Raw genomic sequence first — 19980 nt, forward strand, 5'->3', positions numbered from 1 at the left:
CGGTGGTGCCCGCCCCTAAGGGGCGCGGGGGTGGTCCGGGGTTTCGACGATCCCCCGGATCACCCCCAGCTCCACCAGGTCCTGCGGTCGGATGCGCAGGTGGCCGGCGGTCGCCTCGGTCTCGTCCGCGGGGCGTTTGAGGATGGCCGTCGCGAGTTCCGGGGCGATCACGGAGAAGTAGCTGTCCGGTGCGGCCCAGGTGTTGCCGGGGGCGGCCAGGGCGAGGGCGCCGCCGGAGCCGCCCTCGCCGATCACCAGGGTGGTGACGGGGACGCGGGCGGCGGCCACCGCGCCGAACACCTCGGCGATCGCCGGGCCGGCCCCCTGCCGCTCGGCCGCCGCGTCGTTCGCGGCGCCGGGGGTGTCCACCAGGGTCAGCACGGGGATCCCCAGCCGGTCCGCGAGCCGGATCAGCCGGGCGGCGGTGCGGTACCCGGCGGGCCGGGTCGCCGTGCCGGTCTGTGCCGCGTAGGCCACGGTGCGGCCGTCCCGCTCGCCGAACCCGCAGAGCATGCCGTCGGGGTCCGTGCCGCCGCACCGGTCGCCGCTGATGCCGAGCCGACGGGTGAAGTAGGCGTCCAAGTAGGCGTGGGCGCGCGGGCGTTCGGGGGAGCGGGCGTGCCGGACCGCGTCCCAGCCGGTGCGGGGGAGGTCCGTCCGTCCCAGGGCCGGGGGCAGGGGCGCCTCGGCGACGGGGGCCGGAGCCGTGGGCCGGGGGGCGAGCAGGCGCAGCCACCGCCCCAGCGTCTCCTTCAGCTCCCGCGCCGGTACGACCGCGTCGACCGCGCCCGTCGCCAGCTGGGACTCCGCCGTGTAGGCGGCCGGGTCGGCGTCCGCCGGCCGTACCCGCGAGCCGGCGAAGCCCACCTGGACACCGGGCAGGGCCAGGACGACGTCGGCGCCCGCGCCGAGGGTGGCCCAGCCGCCGCCGGTCGTGGGGTCCCGCAACACCGCGATCTGCGGCAGGCCCGCCGCGCGGGTGAGGGCCGACTGCCGGGCCACGCGCTGGAGCTGGGTGAGGGCGAGCATGCCCTCCTGCATCCGGCTGCCCCCGGTCGCGACCAGCGGCACCACCGGCAGCCGGTGGGCGCGGGCGTGGCCGTGGGCCGCCTCCAGCCGGTCCCCGGTGCGTTCGCCGAGCGAGCCGCCGAGGAAGCCGAACTCGAAGGCGATCAGCACGGCCGGGGCGCCGTCGACGCGGGCGGTGCCGCAGACGACGGACTCCTCCTCGCCGGTGCGGGCGGTGGCGCGGGCGCGCGAGGCGTCGTAGCCCTGCCAGCGAAGCGGCCCGTCGGGCTTCGACTCCCGTTGCGGGGCGGGGAGTTCGCCGAAGCTGCCGGGGTCCGCGACCAGGGCCAGGAACTCCCGTGCCGAGCGCCGCTCAGGCATCGGCCACCAGCGCCCGCTTCATGATCTTGCCCATGTCGTTGCGGGGGAGGGCGGCGAGGTGGTGGACGACGCGGGGGCGCTTGTGGGGGGCCAGACGGCGGGCCACGTGATCGGCCAACTCCTCGGCGGTGGGCGGCGACTGGGGATCCGCCGGGACGACCCAGGCCACGATCCGCTCGCCGAGGTCCGCGTCCGGCTCCCCGGTGACGGCGGCCTCGCGCACCCCGGGGTGCTCCAGCAGCGCGTTCTCGATCTCGCCCGCCCCGATCTTGTAACCGCCGCTCTTGATCAGGTCGGTGGCCTTGCGCCCGACGATGCGGACGTACCCGTCCGGCTCCCGTACGGCCATGTCGCCGGTGCGGAACCAGCCGTCGGCGGTGTGGGCGGCGGCCGTGGCGTCGGGACGGTTCAGGTACTCGGTGAACAGGTTCGCCCCGCGCACCTGGATCTCGCCGACGCTCTCCCCGTCGTACGCGCCGATCTCCGTGCCGTCCTCCTCCACGAGGCGCAGCTCCACGCCCGGCAGCGGCACGCCGACGGTCCCGGGCCGGGCCTCGCCGTCGGCCCGGACGCTGGTGTTCATGAGGGTCTCGGTCATGCCGTAGCGCTCGATGACCCGGCGCCCGGTCGCCGCCGCGATCCGCTCGTGGTCGTGCACCGGCAGCGCGGCCGAGCCCGACACCAGCAGCCGGGCCCGGCCGAGGGCCGCGGCCAGCTCGGGGTCCTCCGGCAGGGCCTCGGCGATGCGGTGGTACATCGTCGGCACGCCGAACAGCATGGTCGCGCCCCGGGTCAGCTCCCGCGCGACGCCCTCGGTGCTGAACCGGCCCAGGTGCCGGACGCTGCCGCCGCGCCGCAGCGGGCCCAGGGTGCCGAGCACGAGACCGTGCACATGGAAGAGGGGCAGCCCGTGCACGAGCACGTCGTCCGCCGTCCACTGCCAGGCGTCGGCGAGGGCGTCGAGGGTCGTGGCGAGGGCCCGGCGGGGCAGGACGGCACCCTTGGGCGGGCCGGTGGTGCCGGAGGTGTAGACGATCAGCGCCGGGTCGGTGTCGGGGACCTCGGCGGCGCCGGCGGCGGGCCCGGTGGCGGACGCGTCCACGTCCAGCCGTGCCAAGTCGCCGAGCCCGGCGGGCAGTTGCGTGCCGGGGGCGGTGAGGACGAGGGTGGGCGCACTGTCGGAGACGATGTGCGCGAGCTCCTTCTCGCCCGACTTCGGGTTCAGCGGTACGGCGGCGGCCCCGGCCAGCAGCACACCCGTCACGGCGACGGCGGTCTCCAGCTCCGGGGTGGCCCACACGGCGACCCGGCGGGCCCCGCGCAGCCGCCCGGCGAGCGTGCCCGCGGCCGCCGCCAGCTCGCCGTACGTCAGGGACCGTTCACCGAACCGCAGGGCGACCTGGTCGCCCGGACCGTCCGCCAGAGCGGGAAAGAGGGAGGACACGCGGCGTACTCCTAACTCGTCGGCACTGTCGACCGTCGGAACTGTCTCGGCACTCTCGTAGACCGTAACGGTCGGCACGGGGTTGTTAGCCTCACCCTTGTCGAACCGTCGTACGACAGGGAGTCCCGCCGTGCCCCGCATCGCCCTCGCCACCTACGACCCCGGTGCCCTGGCGCACCGGGACGCCGATCTGCCGGTGCTCGCGCAGGCACTCCGGAACGGCGGGGCCGAGGCCGAGGCGCGGTACTGGGACGACGAGAAGGCCGACTGGGGCGCGTACGACCTCGTCGTCATACGCTCCACCTGGGACTACAGCTGGCGGGCCGCCGAGTTCGAGGAGTGGGTGGAGCGGGTCGCGGCGTGCACGAGGCTCGCCAATCCGGCGTCCGTGGTGCGGTGGAGCATGGACAAACGGTATCTGGGGGAGCTGGCGGCGGCCGGGGTGCCGACCGTGCCCACCTCCTACATCGCGCCGGGCGATGCGGCCCGGCTGCCCACCGGGCACGAGTACGTGATCAAGCCCACGTCCGGTGCGGGGGCGCGGTTCGCCGCGCGGTACACGCCCGACGAGCACGAGGCGGCCCGGCGGCAGCTCGCGCGGATGCACGCCGAGGGGTGCACGGCGATGGTGCAGCCGTACGTGCGCGGCATCGACGTCAGCGGCGAGCGCGCGCTCCAGTTCTTCGGCGGCCGGCTGCTGCACGCCAGCCGCAAGGGGGCCGTCCTCGCGCCGGGCACGCCGTACGACGCCGCCAAGGTGGCCCACCCGGACCTGACGCCCTGGCGGCCGACCGAGGCCGAACTGGCCGTCGCCGAGCGGGCGTTGGCGGCCGTGCCCGGCGGGCCCGAGCTGCTGTACGCCCGCGTGGACCTGGTGGACGGGGAGGACGGCACGCCCCGGCTGATGGAGCTGGAACTGGTGGAGCCGAATCTCTTCCTGTGGCTGCACCCAGGGTCGCTGGAGCGGGTGGCGCAGACGATCCTGGCCGCGGCCGGCTGACCGCACCGCTCACCGCCCGACCGTGCTGCGGCACGCCCGTGCGTACGCCCCGACCAGCGGGCGGTGCGCGTCCTCGTGGCGCCAGGCCAGCACGTAGCGGCTGGGGCCGATGCCCCGGACCGGGCGGGTGGTGACGCCGCCCAGGCTGATCAGGGGTGCGTTGCCCGCGGCCACCAGGCAGACGCCGAGCCCCGCGACGAGCGCCTCGTACGTCTCCTCCGCCCCGGAGATCTCCGCGCCGATCCGGGGCGGCCGGCCGGCCCGGGCGTCCAGGGCGAGCCAGTGGTCGCGCAGCGGGCCCGCGCTCTCGGGCAGGGCGAGGAACGGCTCGTCCAGGAGGTCCGCGAAGTCCAGCTCGGCGTGTGCGGCCAGCGGGTGGCTCTCCGGCAGGGCCAGCAGGCGCGGTTCCTCGGCGACCAGCGTCCAGTCGTAGCGCTCCTCGTCCGGCAGCGGCAGCCACACGAAGGCGACGTCCGTCCCGCCGTCGGCCAGGCCGGCCGTCGGATCGTCCCAGGTCAGCTGGCGCAGCCGGAGTGTGACCTCGGGGTGTTCGGCGGTGAACCGGGAGCGCACGGCCGGCAGCAGCCCGCCCCGGCCCGGACTGGTGCTCATGCCCACCACGAGCGTGCTGCGCCGGGCCGCCTCGGTCGCCTCGACGGCCGCCGCGCCCGCCTCCCAGGCGGACAGCACGTTCCGCGCGTGCGGCAGCAGCGCCGCGCCCGCCGCCGTCAGCGCCACCCCGTGCCGGTCGCGCCGCAGCAGCTCCGCCCCCAACTGCCGCTCCAGCGCCCGGATCTGCTTGCTCAGCGCGGGCTGCGAGACGTACAGCCGCTCGGCGGCACGCGTGAAGTGCAGTTCCTCGGCGACCGCGGCGAAGTAGCGCAGATCGCGGACGTGGACGTCGATCGTCATAGCCGTTGGTTATCACCACAGGTCTTGGACGGGCAACGGTATGCGGCGGCAGTGTTGTCCGTGTCGAAAGCGAACACGGCGCATACGATCGGGAGTTGTGATGAACAAGGTGTGGCTGGTGACCGGGGCGAGCAGCGGGTTCGGGCGGGCGATCACCGAGGCCGCCGTCGCCGCCGGTGATGTGGTGGTCGGCGCGGTACGGCGCCCCGAGGCCCTGGACGACCTGGTGGCCGCTCATCCCGACCAGGTGGAGGCCCTCCGGCTGGACGTGACCGACACGGCCGCGATCGAGGCGGCGGTCCGGGACGTGCTGGGCCGGCACGGACGGATCGACGTGCTGGTCAACAACGCGGGCCGCACGCATGTCGGCGCCGTCGAGGAGACCACCGAGCGGGAGCTGCGGGACCTGTTCGACCTGCATGTCTTCGGTCCGACGGCGCTCGTGCGGGCGGTGCTGCCGCACATGCGGGAGCGGCGCTCGGGGGCGATCGTGCAGATGAGCAGCATGGGCGGGCAGATGTCCTTCGCGGGCTTCGGCGCCTACAGCGGGACGAAGTTCGCTCTGGAGGGCATCTCCGAGGCGCTCGCGGACGAGGTCGCCGAGTTCGGGATCAGGGTGCTGATCGTGGAGCCGGGCGCGTTCCGGACCTCGCTGTTCGAGGCCGACCGCGCCGGGGTCAGCTCCGACACCGGGGCGTACGCCAGGGTCGGCGAGACCCGCGGTGCCGTCGCCGGCGGCCACGGCAGCCAGCCCGGCGACCCCGCCAGGGCGGCGGCCCTCATCCGCGCCGCGCTGGAGGCGGAGCACACCCCGCTGCGGCTGCCGCTCGGCGACGACGGGGTGAGCGCGGTCCTCGCCCACCTCGACCAGGTACGGGACGACGTCACGGCCTGGGAGAAGCGGACCCGGGCGACGGGCTTCGACGACTGAGTCAGTCCCGCAGCGCCGTCCGCTGCAGCAGCCCCCAGGTGAACTCGGCGACCACCGCGTGCCGTACGCCCGCCCGGTCCGGCGCGGTGAAGGCGAGGCCCCAGCGCGTCGGAGCCGTGCCCTCCAGGGGGCGGGCCGGGGCGAAGGCGCGGGCGGCCTCGTCCACCGTGCAGGACCAGGGGGTCAGGTCCTCCAGGGTCCGCAGGCCGGGCGGCGGCGCGCCGGGCGCGCGGACCAGCCACTCGTTCCACACCGCCCCGTCCGGCCCGACCAGGGCCTCGAAGCGCAGGTCGGGCCAGAGGGGCAGGGGCCAGCGCCGGGCCTCGCAGTCGGTGTCGCCGAGGCGGCGGGGGAGCACCGACTCCGGCTCGCCGAGGACGGCGCGGTACCGGGCGGCCGCACCGCGCGACCTGGGCGAGCGGACCATCGCCTGCCACCGCTTGTTGGCCTCCCGCATGTCCGCCAGCGACGCCCCGAGCCGGCGCCGGGCGTCCTCGACCAGACCGGGGTTGTGGTCGGCCATGCGGCGCAGCAGTACCAGCTGGAAGTCGACGTACATGCCCTTCATGGTGCCCGGCGCGTTCCCGCCCATTGCCCGTACACCTCCTCGTGGCTAGCCTGTGTTCGTCATGCCGATCGCCTGTTGATATCTCGAACACGCATGGGACGTCGACCGGGCGCTTAGACCCAAGGGAGGGGGCCGGACGTGGGACGCCTCGTGCCTGCCGTGACCCGGGCTCTCGACATTCTTGAGCTGTTCCTCGACGGAGACGGGACGCTCTCCGCCCCCGACATCGTGCGCAAGCTGCAACTGCCGCGCACCACCGTGCACGAGCTGGTCACCACGCTCGCCGCCCGGTCGTACATCGTGCCCGTTCCGGGACAGCCCGGACGTTACCGGCTCGGCGTGCGCCCGTACCAGCTCGGCAGCCGCTACGCCGAGCAGCTCGACCTCGCCGCCGAGGGCCAGCAGGTGGCCCGCACGGTCGCCGAGACCTGCGACGAGACGGTGCACGTGGCGATCCTGGAGGGCACCGACGTCATCTACATCGCCAAGGTCGACTCCACGCACGCGGTGCGCATGGTCTCGGCGGCGGGGCGCCGGCTCCCGGCCCACTGCACCTCCGTCGGCAAGATGCTGCTCGCCTCGCTGCCGCAGCAGGAGCTGACGGCACGCGTCCCGGACGACGCCGAGCTGAGCGCGATGACGCCGAACAGCATCACCGATCCCGCCGCGCTGCGCGAGGCTCTCGCGGAGATCCGGCAGCGGGGGATCGCGGTGGAGAGCCGCGAGTCCAACCCGGACGTCAGCTGTGTGGCGGCGCCGGTGCGCGACCGTACCGGCCAGGTCGTCGCCGCCCTGTCCATCTCGGTGCCGATGATCCGCTGGAGCGAGGAGCGCCGCACCGAGCTGGAGCAGCTGGCCGTGAAGGGAGCGGCGGACCTGTCCGAGCGGCTCGGCCACCGGAGCGCCGAGTGAGCGCGGGCGGACCCGAGGTCGCGGTCCGGGCGGAGGCGACCCTCGGCGAGGGCCCGACCTGGGACCCGGCGACCGGGCGGCTGCTCTGGGTGGACATCCTGGGCATGCGCCTGCACACGTACGACCCGGCGACCGGGCGGCGTACGGTGCGCACGACCGAGCAGCACGTCGGCGCCGCCAAGCCCCGGGCGGGCGGCGGCCTGGTGCTCAACCTCCGGGACGGCGTGGGCCTGCTGGACCCCGACGGCGGCTTCCGCTGGCTGCACCACGAGCCGGTGCCGGGGCGCCGCGCGAACGACGCGGCGGTGGCGCCGGACGGCTCGCTGTGGGCGGGCGCGATGCGCTACGACGAGGCGGCCGGGGGCGGCACGCTGAGCCGGCTGACGGGCGACGGCACGGCCCGGACGGTCCTGCCCGACGTCACGGTCAGCAACGGCACGGGCTGGAGCCCGGACGGCCGCCTGATGTACTACGCCGACACCCCCACACGTCGTGTCGACGTCTTCGACCACGACAGCGGGCGCGTGGCGAACCGCCGCCCGCTGGTGGAGATCGAGGCGGGGGCGGGCTTCCCGGACGGCCTGACGGTCGACGCGGAGGGCTGTGTGTGGGTGGCGCTGTGGGACGGCGGGGCGGTCCGCCGCTACACGCCGGCCGGCGTGCTGGACCGGGTGATCACCCTGCCGACCCCGCGCACGACGGCCTGCGCGTTCGGCGGCACCGCGCTGACCGACCTGTACATCACGACGGCTCGGGTCGGGCTGGAGTCACCGGACCCGCTGGCGGGGTCGCTGCTGGTGATCCCGGGAGCCGGGCAGGGGGTCGCGCAGCCGGCCTTCTCAGGCTGACGGCACCCGCTCCCGCGCCCGCGCCCGCACCGCCTCGACCTCCTCGGGGCGGCGCAGGGCGCGGGAGACCGGGGCGATGTCGCTGAGCAGGTTCGTCGGGTCGGGGCCGGTCACCGACTCGGGCGGCTCCGGCGTACGGCGCTTGTGCTCGACCGCGTCCAGGACGGCGGCGGCCGCCGCCAGCGCGCGGGCGCGCTCCGCGGGGTGCCCGAGGGCGCGCGCCGCGTCGTACGAGCGTGTCGCCAGGTCGGTGTCGAGGTAGCGGGTCAGCGGGAGCAGCACGTCCCGGACGAAGGTCTCGCGGCGCGTCAGGCGCAGTTCCGGGGTGGCGCGGAGCACGAAGGGCACGGAGTCGCCGCTGACCGTGCGCATCAGCTGGTACAGCGGACGCAGTTCGCGGTGGGCCAGTCGGACGCGCCAGCGGTCGTACAGGTACTGGCCCGCGTGCGGGAGGATGAAGCCCGCCGCGACCAGGATCGCGGAGAGCGAGGCGACGGGCGGCGCGAGGTCCGTGCTGAGCCAGTCCAGGTCGTGCCCGCACCACCGCGCGCCGACGGCGGTCAGCTTGGCCCCGTTGAAGACGATGTTGAGCGCGTATCCGGCGCCCAGCAGCTTCAGGCCCCAGCGCAGGAAGGCGTCCAGCCCCTCGGTGTGCGCCCAGTTCCAGATGAGCCGCGAGGTGACCAGGCAGGCCGTGGCGTGCGCGCAGAGGTACAGCAGGATCTCCTCGCGCATGAACGGCGTGCCCGCGTAGTAGGTGTCGAGGTCCCGTATCCGCTCCACGGGCGCGTCCGCCAGCAGGAACAGCGCCCACAGCGCGACGATCACCGCGGAGTACACCGAGACCACCCAGCGCACCGCCCGCCGCGTCGCCGCCGATCGGTCGGACAGGCCGTTGCGCCACGTCACGATCAGCAGCAGGCCGGACGCGGACATCGCGGTGATGAGCGAGTAGCACCAGGGCGCCGAGAAGTTGGGCACCCCGGTCAGCCGGTTGACGCGGTGGATCGTGGACGGCGTGCAGAAGACGAACACCGCGCACGCGAGCAGCAGCAGCCCGCCGACCGCGCGCAGCAGCGGGTCGCGCCACAGCCGGATGATCGTGGGCAGCTTGAGCACCAGCGCGGCGGTCAGCACGGCCGTGGGGATCCAGAAGGAGATGTAGAACTCGCTGAGGAACCGCGCGGGGTCCAGGGCCAGTTCCCTCACCGCGCGGCTCCTCCGGGTCCTCGGTAGCCGAGGACCCGTTGGAGTGGGTCCGGCCGGGCGGGGCGGGCGACGGAGAGCCGGTCGCCGCTGAGGCGGCCGCGGAACAGGGTGGCCAGCCGGTGCCCGAAGTCGTCCGCCTCGGCCTCGTCGGCCGCCCGGGAGCCGTTGCGCGCGGCCACCGTGAGCGCGTCCGCCAGCCCGCCCGGCGCCTCCGCGAAGGCCCGGGCCGCCGCGTCGCCCGCCAGGCGGTGGTGCCGGTGCCCGGCGTGCAGATGCCACAACTCGTGGCCGAGGATCACCAGTTGCTGCACGGGCGCGGCCCGCTCCTCCACGATCACCAGGTCGAAGTCGGCGAACTCCACGCACAGCCCGGTGACTTCCAGCTCGTCCGGGAAGCGTTCGAAGCGCAGATCCACCGGCCGCCCGCCGCGCCGCGCGCTCATCTCCTCGCACAGCGCCCGGCACAACCCCCGTACGTCGTCCGGCACTTCGGGGCGGGCACGGACGGCGTCGGCGAGGTCGCGGGCCAGCACGCGCAGCGCCGATCCGGGCCGCGAGGCATGTCTGGGGGGTCGCAGTCGTGCGGCCAGCCGTGCCGACAGCCCGCGCGCGCCCGCGATGCCCATCGAACCCCCTTCTGCCGGTCCGAGCGTACGCGTCCGGGCGTGTCCTCGTCACGAGATCCCGGCGACCTTCGGCGAAGGTGAAGCGACGTATGAGCTTGTGCCCGACCCATTGACGCGGAAGCGCTTCGAATCTACGGTCCCGTTCGAAGTTACGTGCATCATTCGACATATCGAACGATTCGATCATGTCGTGCGCGAAGCCGGCGACCCGGCCGATGTGAGTGACCCGAAAGGATCCCATGAGCAAGAGCACCGCCCGCTTCACCCTCGACCCCGCCTTCACCGTCGGTGCGGTCAACGCCCGTGTCTTCGGGTCCTTCGTGGAACACCTCGGCCGCTGCGTCTACACCGGCATCTATGAACCGGGCCACCCCGCAGCAGACGCCGAAGGCCTGCGCACCGACGTACTGGAGCTGGTCCGCGAGCTCGGCGTGACAGCGATCCGCTACCCCGGCGGCAACTTCGTCTCCGGCTACAAGTGGGAGGACTCCGTCGGCCCCGCCGAGGAGCGTCCCCGCCGCCTCGACCTCGCCTGGCACTCCACCGAGACGAACCGCTTCGGCCTCTCGGAGTACATCGCGTTCCTCAGGAAGGTCGGCCCGCAGGCCGAGCCCATGATGGCCGTGAACCTCGGGACGAGGGGCGTCGCCGAGGCCCTGGAGCTCCAGGAGTACGCCAACCACCCCGCCGGCACCGCCCTGTCCGACCTGCGCGCGGCCCACGGCGACAAGGAGCCCTTCGGCATCCGGCTGTGGTGCCTCGGCAACGAGATGGACGGACCCTGGCAGACCGGGCACAAGACGGCGCACGAATACGGCCGGCTCGCCGCCGAGACCGCCCGCGCCATGCGCCAGCAGGACCCCTCCGTCGAACTGGTCGCCTGCGGTTCCTCCAGCCAGTCCATGCCGACCTTCGCCGAGTGGGAGGCGACCGTCCTGGCGGAGACCTACGACCTGGTCGACCACATCTCGCTGCACGCCTACTACGAGCCCACGGACGGCGACGTCGACTCCTTCCTGGCCTCGGCCGTCGACATGGAGTCCTTCATCGAGAACGTGGTGGCCACGGCGGACCACGTCGGCGCCCGGCTCAAGTCCAAGAAGAAGATCAACCTCTCCTTCGACGAGTGGAACGTCTGGTACCTCTCCCGCTGGGAGGAGCACGCGAGGACGATCGCCCCGACGGACTGGCCCGAGGCCCCCCGCCTGCTGGAGGACAACTACAGCGTCACCGACGCCGTCGTCTTCGGCTCGCTCCTCATCGCGCTGCTCAGGCACGCCGACCGCGTCACCGTCGCGTGCCTCGCCCAGCTGGTCAACGTCATCGCGCCGATCATGACCGAGCCGGGCGGCCCGGCCTGGCGGCAGACCACGTTCTTCCCCTTCGCGCAGGCCTCGAAGCACGGCCGGGGCGAGGTGCTGGACGTCCGCGTGGAGTCACCGACGTACGAGACGAGGAAGTACGGCGAGACGGACCTGCTGCACGCCACGGCGGTCCGCGCGGCCGACGGCACGGTCACCGTCTTCGCCGTGAACCGCGGCCGCACGGCCGCCCTGCCCCTCGAAGTCACCCTGAACGGGCTGGAGTTGACGACCGTCACCGAACACAGCGCGCTCGCGGACGCCGACCCCGACGCCCGCAACACCCTCGCCGACCCCGAGCGGGTCGCCCCGCACACGGTCGAGGGCACCGCCGTCACGGACGGCACCCTCACCGCCGTACTGGAACCCCTGTCCTGGAACGTGATCAGGCTGGCGTGATCAGACGGGGGTGACCGGCAGCCCGCCCGCCGCGCTGCCGAGCAGGCTCAGACGCACGGACCCGGGGCCCGACAACGTGGTGAACTCCGAGAGGACCGCCAGCGCGAGGGTGTTGGAGCCCCGGGTGCGCAGGACGCCGTTCGGCAGCACGAAGGTGTGCTGGGGGCCGACGTTGTTGATGTACTGCCCCAGGTTCCAGCCGTTGAGGAAGATCTGCGCCCGGTAGGCCCGGTACGGGTCGTCCTGAAGGGTCAGGCCGACCGACGCGTCGACGTCGGCCGGCACCGAGAGCCGGAAGTCCGTCCGGTACCAGGTCACGCCCTGGTACCGGGCGTCGCGCGGGAAGGCCACCGGCTCCCAGTCGTGGTCCTCCCGGAACTCCGGCAGATGCCAGCCGTTGCGCTCGCCGTACAGGCCGCCGTTGTTCATCGGCCCGCGCACCGGGTCCGGGGCCGCCTCGCCCTGGATGCGCCAGCTCACCTTCGGCGAGGCCCCCTTGAAGGTGGCCGCCGTCAGCCCGCGGGCGGCCTTGTGCGTGTCCCGCGCACCGCCGTCCATGTCGTGCTGCATGCGCCGGACGAGGACCGACAGCACGTGCGGCCCCGGGGAGCGCAGCGCCTCGCGCACCGGGAAGGCCGCCGTCGCCTCCCAACTCCCCTTGCGGGCCGTGGTGTTCTTGTCGGGCACGGGCATCCGGTGCGTGCCCAGCGGTTCGCCGTCCAGCCAGGCCATCAGCAGCCCCTGGGTGCCGCTGCCGTAGGCGAGGGACAGCTCCTCCAGGCCCGAGGAGTCGGTGAAGGTGCCCCGGTACCAGACGTCCCCGTAGTGGAAGCCGTAGTCGTCCGCGAACAGCACCGGCCCGCCGTCGGGGACGGGCGTGGTGGAGAAGGACGCCGTGCGGTCGGCGCGCTGCCAGCCCGAGTCGTCGAAGCCGGGCCCCGCCTCCGGGTTCTCCCGCCGCATCCGCCAGCCACTCAGCTCCGGCAGCCGCACCTCGGGCACGGCGGGCAGCATGGAACTGGTCATCAGGCTGCCGGACAGGGTCACCCGGGTGGACAGGGTGCGCCCGTTCCACACCACGGTGTCGACCCCGCGCGGCGCCCAGACCTCCATGGCCGTCGTCCCGGTGAGGTCACCGGTCAGATGGACGGCCCGGCCGCGCACCTCGGCGTGGCGCAGCAGCGCCGGACCGTAGACCACCACGGTCCCGGACGGGGTGTCGTACGGGAAGAGGCGCACGGAGGTGGCGTCGTCGCCGAAGAGGAGCACCAGCGGGGTGTCGCTGCCGCCCTTCTGCACCAGGACGCGGGTCAGCCCGCCCTCGCCGAGCGGCGAGGTCACCCGCAGCTCGGTGTCGTCGTCGAAGACCCAGGCGGCTTCCGGGTCCAGCCGCATCACGGACGGCTCCTCCGGGCATGTCAGCACCAGATCGGCCATGTCGTTCGTGCGCCCCGTGAACAGGGCGATGTCCTGCCGCCCGGCCGTCACGCAGAAGACCGGCTGGGCGGTCGCGTACTTGAGCGTCCGCTCGCCGAGCTTCAGCCCGGTCGTCAGCAGCCGGGCGTCCTTGCCGGGCACGGTGATGCGCAGCGAGCCCGCGTCGGTGGGCAGAGAGGAGGTGACCGGGGCCGTGCCGTCGTTGCGGGCGACGTAGACATGGGCGCCGGTGTCCGGGTTGGTCAGGTGGTAGACCTTCAGCCCCGCGGCCCTGACCTCGGCCGCCCGGTCGAGCTTGGCGAAGTCCGGCACGCGCTGGAAGAGATGCCCGAGCTGGTGCATCGGCGCGATCTTGTCCGTGACGCCCCGGGCCTCGTCGATCGCCGCGCCGTAGTCGTACGACGTGTAGACGACGGGCGCGGGCAGCCAGCCCCACGAGGTCCCGCCGAAGGTCATGTACACGTTGTGGAGCGTGAGCCCGTTGGCGAGGTTGGTGAGGTAGAACCGGCGCTCGTAGGCCGCGTCCCGGGTGCGCCGCGACTCGGCGTACCCCTTGCCGTCGAACCAGGCCCCGCCCCACGGGTCGAACCAGCCGCCGCCGAACTCGGGCACGAACCCGGGCGTGGCCGGCGAGGCACTGGCCCCGCCCTTCGCGCCGCCCGCCCCGAAGGTCCCCCAGTCCGGCGGGGTGGCGGTGGGCGACGGATAGCCGTCGAAGCCGTACAGCCAGCCGCCCCTCTCGCCGCCGGTGTCGAAGGACCCGGGCACCCAGTACCCGTTGCGCCCCTTGTCGTTGTGGAACAGCGGTACGTCGATGCCGTCGGCCCGCACCTTCCTGTACAGGTGCGACATGTACCGCCGGCCGGTGGCGTCCCCGGCGTGGGCGTCGTACTCGTTCTCGATCTGGTACAGCAGGACCGTGCCCGTGCCCTGGGTGTACAGGTGCTTGCGGGCGATCCTGTTGACCTGCGTCAGCCACTCGTCCGCGAACGCGAGGTAGGTCGGGTCGTCGGTCCGCGCGGTGCCCTTCGTCGCCGTCAGCCAGCCCGGGAAGCCGCCGCCGTCGACCTCGGCGTTGATGTACGGGCCCGGCCGCAGGATGACGTACAGCCCGGTCTCGGCGGCCGTGCGCAGGAAGAGGTCGAGGTCACGGACGCCGGTGAAGTCGTAGTGCCCGGGGGCGGGGGAGTGGTAGTTCCAGGCGACGTAGATGCTGACGGCGTTGTACCCGTGCGCCCGCATCTTCTGGAGGATGTCCCGCCACAGCGACGGACTCGGCAGCCGGAAGGGATGAAACTCCCCGGACCACACCACCAGCCGGCTGCCGTCCACGAGCAGCGAGTACCGGTCGTAGCCGATCGTGTGCTGTTCGTGGTCGACGGTCGGCGGCAGCGGCGCCGGACCCGTCGGCACGCTGCCGTCGTGCGCCGCGAAGGCCGAGAGCGCGCCGGAGCCGCCGCTGCCGCCGAGGGCGAGCCCGAGCGCGGCCGAGCCGGCCAGGGCACTGAAGGTACGTCTGCTGAGTGCCAAGGTGGATCCTCCCGGGCGGCGATCTTACGGGGCGCGGGCGCGGCCGTTCGCCACGCGCGGCGCCGCACAATGGATCCATGAGGATCTCGGCACGGGCGGACTACGCGGTACGGGCGGTACTGGAACTGGCCGTACGGCAGGGTAACGGCCCCGTGAAGGCGGAGGAAATCGCCGCCGTTCAGGACATCCCGCACAAGTTCCTGGAGGGCATCCTGGGCGATCTGCGCCGGGCCGGGATCGTGGAGAGCAGGCGCGGCGGAGGCGGCGGCTACCGGCTGGCGAAGGACGCCGCGGCGATCACGGTGGCCGACGTCGTCCGGGGTGTGGACGGCCCGATCGTCTCGGTGCGCGGTGAACGCCCGACGGGCCTGTCCTACACCGGCACGGCCCGCCCGCTGCTGCCCCTGTGGATCGCCCTGCGCGCGAACGTCCGCCGCATCCTGGAGGGCGTGACGGTGGCCGACCTCGCGGCGGACGCGCTGCCCGAACCGGTGCGTGCGCTGGCGGCGGAGCCGGCGGCCTGGGAGAACCCGTAGGGCCGGTGAAAACCCCGGGTGTGAATGGCCGGAGTTCGCCCTCCCGGGGTGCTGTGCGGCTTCCCTACGATGCTCACGCCTCCCGCCCTTCACAGGTCCCGCACAGTTCCTTCAGGCCGGACGAACGGCAGGGGCGGATCGGAGCACACCCCCCACTCGACGACATGGGAGAAAACCATGGCTCGTGGACTCCTCCTGAGCGGCGCCGTAGCCGCTCTGCTCACCGCCGCACTGCCCACCCGGGCATCCGCCTCGGGTGTCTTCGACAACCCGCCGCCGGACAAGATCGTCATCGACGTGGCGACCGTCAACGGCTCCGGCTGCCCGGCCGGCACGGCGGCGGTCGCCGTCTCGCCGGACAACACCGCCTTCACGGTGACCTACAGCTCCTACCTGGCCCAGGCCGGCGGCAACTCCGACCCCACGGCCTTCCGCAGGAACTGCCAGCTCGACCTGATCGTCCACGTCCCGCAGGGCTTCACGTACGCCATCGCCAGCGCGGACTACCGGGGCTTCCTCTCCCTGCAGCCCGGCGCGTCGGCCACCCAGAAAGCGTCGTACTACTTCCAGGGCTCCCCGGACACCGTCCCCAAGACCCACCCCTTCAGCGGCGCCTTCAACGACAACTGGGAGGCCACCGACAGCACCGACGTGGCCCAACTGGTCTGGGCGCCCTGCGGGGTGGAGCGCAACTTCAACATCAACACCGAGCTCAGAGTCAACGCCGGAACCCAGAGTCCGGGCAAGGTCAGCTTCATGACCATGGACTCGACGGACGGCGACATCAGCACCGTGTACCACATGGCGTGGAAGCAGTGCCCTTGACTTGCTCCTCGGGTTGAAGCCCGAGGATTCTGGCCTTCTCTCCCGAACCCCGTTCAGCCACGCGGCACGGGGTTCGGGAGAGAATCCGTGACTTCCTGCTTCGTTGCGCTGTGCCGGGGTTTCTCCTGGTCTTACCGGCGCTCCACAGGCCGATGCCGCCAGTCCGGCGGCCGTTTTCACATTCTTCGCGGCATTGTGGTCGCGGTCATGGACCGTGCCGCATGTGGTGCAGGACCACTCCCTGACGTTCAGGGATTTAGGGCCGTCGTTGGCCCCGCAAGCTGAGCAGACCTGGCTGGTCGGCTCGAACCTACCGATCTTGACCAGGGTCCGCCCGTACCTGACCGCTTTGTACTCCAGCATGCGTACGAACTGCGCCCAGCCCGCATCATGCACACTCCTCGCCAGCCTGGTGCGTGCCAGTGCCTTGATCGCCAGGTCCTCCACGCCGATCGCTTGGTTCTCGCGGATCAACTGAGTGGAGAGCTGGTGGTGGAAGTCACGGCGGGCATCGGCGACTTGTGCGTGGATGCGGGCGACCTTCAAGCGGGCTTTCTCCCGGTTCTTGGACCCCTTCTGCTTGCGGGACAGTTCCCGCTTGGCGCGCTTGAGCTGCTTCTCGGCGCGGCGCAGGAACCGTGGGGAGTCGATCACGCGGCCGTCCGAGAGAACCGCGAAATGCGTCAGACCCAGGTCGATGCCTACCGTCTGGTCAGTGTCGGGCATGCGGGCGGCGTCAGCGGCCGGGTCGGTGTCGATGACAAAGGAGGCGAAGTACCGTCCGGCCGCGTCCTTGATCACGGTGACGGAGGAAGGGATGGTGGGCAAGGTACGGGACCACTTGACCCGCACCGCACCGATCTTCGGCAGGTTCAGCCGCCTGCTGTCTGTGATAGACCAGCGGGCATTGGCCGTGAACCGGATCGACTGCCGGTTGTCCTTGCGGGACTTGAACCGGGGCGCACCGCTCGTCGCCCCCTTGCGCTCGCCCTTGAGGGAGTGGAAGAAGTTGCGATAGGCCGCTTCCACGTCACGCAGGGCCTGCTGGAGCACCACGACAGAGACCTCCCCAGCCAGCACCGCTCTGCGGTGTGTTTGGCCTGGGTGATCAGTTTCTTGGAGAGTTCCCCGGCGGTCGGGAATGCCTCGCCCGCGGTGCGGGCGTCCTTGCGGGCGCGCACCGCATCGTTGAACACGACGCGAGCACACCCGAACGCCCTTGCCAGCGCGGTGCGCTGGGCGGAGTCTGGGTACAGGCGGAAGCTGTACCGTAGCTGCATGACCGCCACGATACGTACGTGAGGTATGGGAGAGATGCAGAAGATCAGAACCGGCTGACCCTGTCTTCGTGATGCATGTGGACTTGGTCTTTGTGATCAGGTTTCGGCATAAGGTGTTCACCGTCAGCATGCGGCGCGGCTTCCGCACCCGGCTGTGCCACCGCCTGCGACGGTGACTCCCGCAGCCTGGCCAACTTCGCCGGGGTCGTGCTCGACCGGCTCGAAGCCCTCTTCGCAACCGCCTCAAGAGGCTCCTGTACCGGCCCTGCATCCTCGACGGCCGCGGCGCTAGCCCGGCTCCGCCGGACAGGAATCCGCAACGCTCCGCGTCGCAACCACCAGATTCGCTTCACCCCGGCCTGAAGACCGGAGCACTACGAGCGAATCTCGGTAGAGGCATAGCCCACGAACCGGCGCCAAGCGGCGGGGGAGAGGCCCAGCACCGGGCCCTCCATCGCCTTGGAGTCGCGGATGTGGATGGTGGTGGGGGAGGTGGCGACCTCTATGCAGTTGTCGCCGGAGCCACTGCTGTAACTGCTCTTGAACCAGGCCAGTTCGGAGGTGCTGCTCATAGGTCCCCTCGAATCCGTTGCAGCAGGCTCACGGAGTCCCGGACGGTGAGAGCCTGCGAACGCATAGTGGCATACCGGCTCTGGAGAACGCTGATCACCTTCAGGTCGGCGATGAACTGACCGCTTTCCTGCCCCTCGCTGTACGCGAACCACTTGTGCTTCGGGGTCTCCAGTAACGCGATGGGGCCGTGCAGCCCGGCGTGTGACTGCTGGATGAGCGGCATGACCTGGATCTGGACGTTCCGGAGTCGCGCAGTGTCCAGTACATGGTCGATGAGCTGGCGCGTGACGTCCGCTCCACCGGTCTGCCTCAAGAAGGCGTGCTCCTCGATGATGAAGCTGAACGCGGTGTTGGGGCGTTCGTGCAGCAGAAGTTGCCGCTTGGCGCGAGCAGCCCAACTGGCCTCGATCTGGTCGTCGTTCAGCGGTGGCAGCTCGTCGGCAAACAGCTGTCGCGCGTACCCTTCCGTCTGCAACAAGCCCGGGATCATGCGGCACTCGTAGTTGCAAAGGCTGATTGCGGTCTGCTCCAGACCCGCCCACCGCCGGAACCAGGAAGCCAACCCCGGCTCCCGCCCCAGGTGCTCCGCTGCCCTCCTCAGCGCCCCGGTGTTCCCCACTGCCGTCTCCGCCGCCTCGACGAAGTCCGGGTCCGGCATCCGCCGCCCCAACTCGATCGATGCGACCGTGTGTTTGGAGTAGCCCACCAGGTCCCCGAGTTCCTCCCTGCTCAACCCGTGATGCTCTCGGAGGGCCTGGACGACCGCTCCGAACTGGCGCAGACTCATCGATGACTCCGGCTCACCGCCGTTTCCCGTACCCATGGAGCACATGCTCACGGACGGTTACGAGTACTGTCCAGAACGTCATCGCGTACTCTCGCGCGGCGTACGCGGGCCGGAGCTGGTGAAGTGCCGTTCCCGCCCGCCACATTGGGCCCATGAACGTCACCCATCGCCTGAGCTCGACCCCTCGCGGCGCCCGCCTGGCCAGGCATCTGACTCTCTCTCAGCTCGCCCTGTGGGGTATCCCGTACGGCACGCGGACAGCGGAATCCGTGGTGCTGATCGTCGCCGAGCTGGCGGCCAACGCCGTGACGCACGGTCGCGTGCCGGGGCGGGACTTCGAGTTGCGGCTGGCGTTGGTGACGGGGAGTGTCCGCGTCGAGGTGAGTGACGCGAGGGGTGAGCAGCGGCCCCTGGGGCCGAAGGGCGAGCCCGAGCTGTTCGCCGAGGCGGGGCGTGGGCTGTTGCTGGTGGACGCGTTCGCCGACCGGTGGGAGGTGGTCGACCGGGAGCCGCTGGGCAAGGCGGTGCGCGCCGAGGTCGATCTGCACGCGTGTGAGAACTGTTGAGCGGGGGCACCCCTGTGCCGACAGAGGTACCCCCGAAGCTGGGCATCAACCGGTGGAACCGGAGCACGGGCCGAGCCGTCGGCCGGTCAGCAGAGCAGGTTGATCAGGCCGACGCAGTCCGGCCCGCTCAGGTCGTCGTGTTCGCCGTGTTCGCCGTGTTCGCCGTGTTCGCCATGTTCGTCGTGGTCGCCGCGGTCGTGATCGTGGTCGCGGCCGTGGTCGTGGTCGACCGGACGGGACGTGACCGTGGTGGCCGTCGCGGCCAGGGCGGAGGAGGGCGTGGCCGCGGTGGTCGCGAGCGCGACGCCCAGGGCGCCGACCGCGAGTACTCGGGCAATGGTCGTGTGTCGGCTGAATGCCGATATACCGTTCATGTGACTCACCCTGGCCGCCTTTGGAGGAAGTTTCACCTCGTGTGGGCCAACCGTGTGAGTCACCCCGGATCCCGCGTCCTCAACCGCCTTGATGCGCAATGGACTTGGCGCTCAGCCCGCCTGGCCCATGCCCGCCGCGTTCGGCCAGCTCTGGGCGTTCGGCCAGCCCGTCGCCGGGGCCGGGGTCAGCCCGTTCGGGGCGGCCGGTGCGGGCGCCGCCGGGGTGGCCGGCGCCGTCATGCCGCGCACCTGCGCCGCCGTCAGCCCGCCGCGCGCCGGAACACCGGGCGGGGTCGGGGCGAAGGCGGCGGGGGCCGGTGCGGGAACGGGGGGCGGCATGGGGGTGGGGGCCGGGAAGGGCGCGGGGACCGGTACCTGCGGCGGCACGGGCGAGGGGAGCGGTGCCGGGGCCACCGGCTGCTGCACGGGCACCATCGGCTGCTGCGCGGGGACCATCGGCTGCTGGGCGGGGG

At 72.3% G+C, this 19980-nt stretch carries 18 protein-coding genes and 2 pseudogenes; 8 read left to right on the plus strand and 12 right to left on the minus strand.

Going from position 1 to position 19980, the window contains the following annotated elements; translation table 11 throughout:
• Window positions 1-15: 15 nt before the first annotated feature.
• Together BIV23_RS17335 and BIV23_RS17340 are read right to left on the minus strand one after the other, a co-directional pair.
• A complete protein-coding gene (locus BIV23_RS17335; RefSeq protein ID WP_177239927.1) occupies window positions 16-1389 on the minus strand; it encodes a carboxyl transferase domain-containing protein in 1374 nt (457 codons plus the stop codon).
• Window positions 1382-2833: an acyl-CoA synthetase gene (locus BIV23_RS17340; RefSeq protein ID WP_071381767.1), complete on the minus strand. Its 1452-nt coding sequence runs from the start codon at window positions 2831-2833 to the stop codon at window positions 1382-1384. The genes BIV23_RS17335 and BIV23_RS17340 overlap by 8 nt, the downstream gene beginning before the upstream one ends.
• A gap of 130 nt (window positions 2834-2963) precedes the next feature.
• On the opposite strand from BIV23_RS17340, the gene BIV23_RS17345 reads away from it, so the two are divergent.
• The gene (locus tag BIV23_RS17345; protein WP_071381768.1) at window positions 2964-3833 is read left to right on the plus strand and encodes an ATP-grasp domain-containing protein; all 870 of its coding nucleotides are present in this window, start codon (window positions 2964-2966) and stop codon (window positions 3831-3833) included.
• A gap of 9 nt (window positions 3834-3842) precedes the next feature.
• Here the strand turns inward: BIV23_RS17345 and BIV23_RS17350 are convergent, their stop codons facing one another.
• Window positions 3843-4745, minus strand: a complete 903-nt coding sequence (locus BIV23_RS17350; RefSeq protein ID WP_071381769.1) for a LysR family transcriptional regulator — start codon at window positions 4743-4745, stop codon at window positions 3843-3845.
• 100 nt (window positions 4746-4845) lie between these two features.
• Between BIV23_RS17350 and BIV23_RS17355 the strand changes: the two genes are divergently transcribed.
• On the plus strand, window positions 4846-5676 hold the full coding sequence (locus BIV23_RS17355) for an oxidoreductase (protein ID WP_071381770.1): 831 nt from the start codon (window positions 4846-4848) through the stop codon (window positions 5674-5676).
• A 1-nt stretch (window position 5677) separates the two neighbouring features.
• Here the strand turns inward: BIV23_RS17355 and BIV23_RS17360 are convergent, their stop codons facing one another.
• On the minus strand, window positions 5678-6268 hold the full coding sequence (locus BIV23_RS17360; protein ID WP_071381771.1) for a hypothetical protein: 591 nt from the start codon (window positions 6266-6268) through the stop codon (window positions 5678-5680).
• Window positions 6269-6382: 114 nt separating this feature from the next.
• On the opposite strand from BIV23_RS17360, the gene BIV23_RS17365 reads away from it, so the two are divergent.
• Window positions 6383-7156 carry an IclR family transcriptional regulator gene (locus BIV23_RS17365; protein WP_071381772.1) on the plus strand — a complete coding sequence of 258 codons (774 nt, stop codon included), beginning with the start codon at window positions 6383-6385 and terminating at the stop codon, window positions 7154-7156.
• On the plus strand, window positions 7153-8004 hold the full coding sequence (locus BIV23_RS17370; protein WP_071381773.1) for an SMP-30/gluconolactonase/LRE family protein: 852 nt from the start codon (window positions 7153-7155) through the stop codon (window positions 8002-8004). The genes BIV23_RS17365 and BIV23_RS17370 overlap by 4 nt, the downstream gene beginning before the upstream one ends.
• Here BIV23_RS17370 and BIV23_RS17375 read toward each other — a convergent pair.
• On the minus strand, window positions 7996-9213 hold the full coding sequence (locus BIV23_RS17375; protein ID WP_071381774.1) for an MAB_1171c family putative transporter: 1218 nt from the start codon (window positions 9211-9213) through the stop codon (window positions 7996-7998). The two genes, BIV23_RS17370 and BIV23_RS17375, sit on opposite strands and share 9 nt — an antisense overlap.
• The gene (locus BIV23_RS17380; RefSeq protein WP_177239928.1) at window positions 9210-9839 is read right to left on the minus strand and encodes a toxin-antitoxin system, toxin component family protein; all 630 of its coding nucleotides are present in this window, start codon (window positions 9837-9839) and stop codon (window positions 9210-9212) included. Before BIV23_RS17380 ends, BIV23_RS17375 begins: the two co-directional genes overlap by 4 nt.
• A 239-nt stretch (window positions 9840-10078) precedes the next feature.
• Between BIV23_RS17380 and arfA the strand changes: the two genes are divergently transcribed.
• A complete protein-coding gene (arfA, locus tag BIV23_RS17385) occupies window positions 10079-11599 on the plus strand; it encodes an arabinosylfuranosidase ArfA (protein WP_071381775.1) in 1521 nt (506 codons plus the stop codon).
• Here arfA and BIV23_RS17390 read toward each other — a convergent pair whose 3' ends face one another.
• The gene (locus tag BIV23_RS17390) at window positions 11600-14566 is read right to left on the minus strand and encodes a glycoside hydrolase family 35 protein (RefSeq protein ID WP_071381776.1); all 2967 of its coding nucleotides are present in this window, start codon (window positions 14564-14566) and stop codon (window positions 11600-11602) included.
• Window positions 14567-14643: 77 nt separating this feature from the next.
• Here BIV23_RS17390 and BIV23_RS17395 point away from each other — a divergent pair, with 77 nt between their 5' ends.
• Complete coding sequence (locus BIV23_RS17395; RefSeq protein ID WP_071370417.1) at window positions 14644-15102, plus strand: RrF2 family transcriptional regulator; 459 nt, start codon at window positions 14644-14646, stop codon at window positions 15100-15102.
• A gap of 177 nt (window positions 15103-15279) precedes the next feature.
• Entirely contained in the window at window positions 15280-15927 is a 648-nt protein-coding gene (locus BIV23_RS17400) for a DUF4360 domain-containing protein (protein WP_071381777.1), read from the plus strand.
• Between the two features lie 60 nt (window positions 15928-15987).
• Here BIV23_RS17400 and BIV23_RS46355 read toward each other — a convergent pair.
• From BIV23_RS46355 to BIV23_RS17420, 3 genes and pseudogenes are all read right to left on the minus strand, one after another.
• Window positions 15988-17207, minus strand: a pseudogene (locus tag BIV23_RS46355) (RNA-guided endonuclease InsQ/TnpB family protein); the annotation flags it as partial.
• Between the two features lie 374 nt (window positions 17208-17581).
• Window positions 17582-17779, minus strand: coding sequence for a DUF397 domain-containing protein (locus BIV23_RS17415; protein WP_071381780.1), 198 nt, complete (start codon window positions 17777-17779; stop codon window positions 17582-17584).
• Window positions 17776-18612: a helix-turn-helix domain-containing protein gene (locus BIV23_RS17420; RefSeq protein ID WP_071381781.1), complete on the minus strand. Its 837-nt coding sequence runs from the start codon at window positions 18610-18612 to the stop codon at window positions 17776-17778. The genes BIV23_RS17415 and BIV23_RS17420 overlap by 4 nt, the downstream gene beginning before the upstream one ends.
• Window positions 18613-18719: 107 nt before the next feature.
• Between BIV23_RS17420 and BIV23_RS17425 the strand changes: the two genes are divergently transcribed.
• Window positions 18720-19133, plus strand: a complete 414-nt coding sequence (locus BIV23_RS17425) for an ATP-binding protein (protein ID WP_071381782.1) — start codon at window positions 18720-18722, stop codon at window positions 19131-19133.
• An 86-nt stretch (window positions 19134-19219) separates the two neighbouring features.
• On the opposite strand, the gene BIV23_RS50355 is transcribed toward BIV23_RS17425, so the two are convergent.
• Entirely contained in the window at window positions 19220-19507 is a 288-nt protein-coding gene (locus tag BIV23_RS50355; RefSeq protein WP_071381783.1) for a hypothetical protein, read from the minus strand.
• Window positions 19508-19618: 111 nt separating this feature from the next.
• Window positions 19619-19980, minus strand: a pseudogene (locus BIV23_RS17435) (histidinol-phosphate aminotransferase family protein); the annotation flags it as partial.

This window comes from Streptomyces monashensis (assembly GCF_001866665.1).
In the GTDB taxonomy this organism is placed as follows: Bacteria; Actinomycetota; Actinomycetes; order Streptomycetales; family Streptomycetaceae; genus Streptomyces; species Streptomyces monashensis.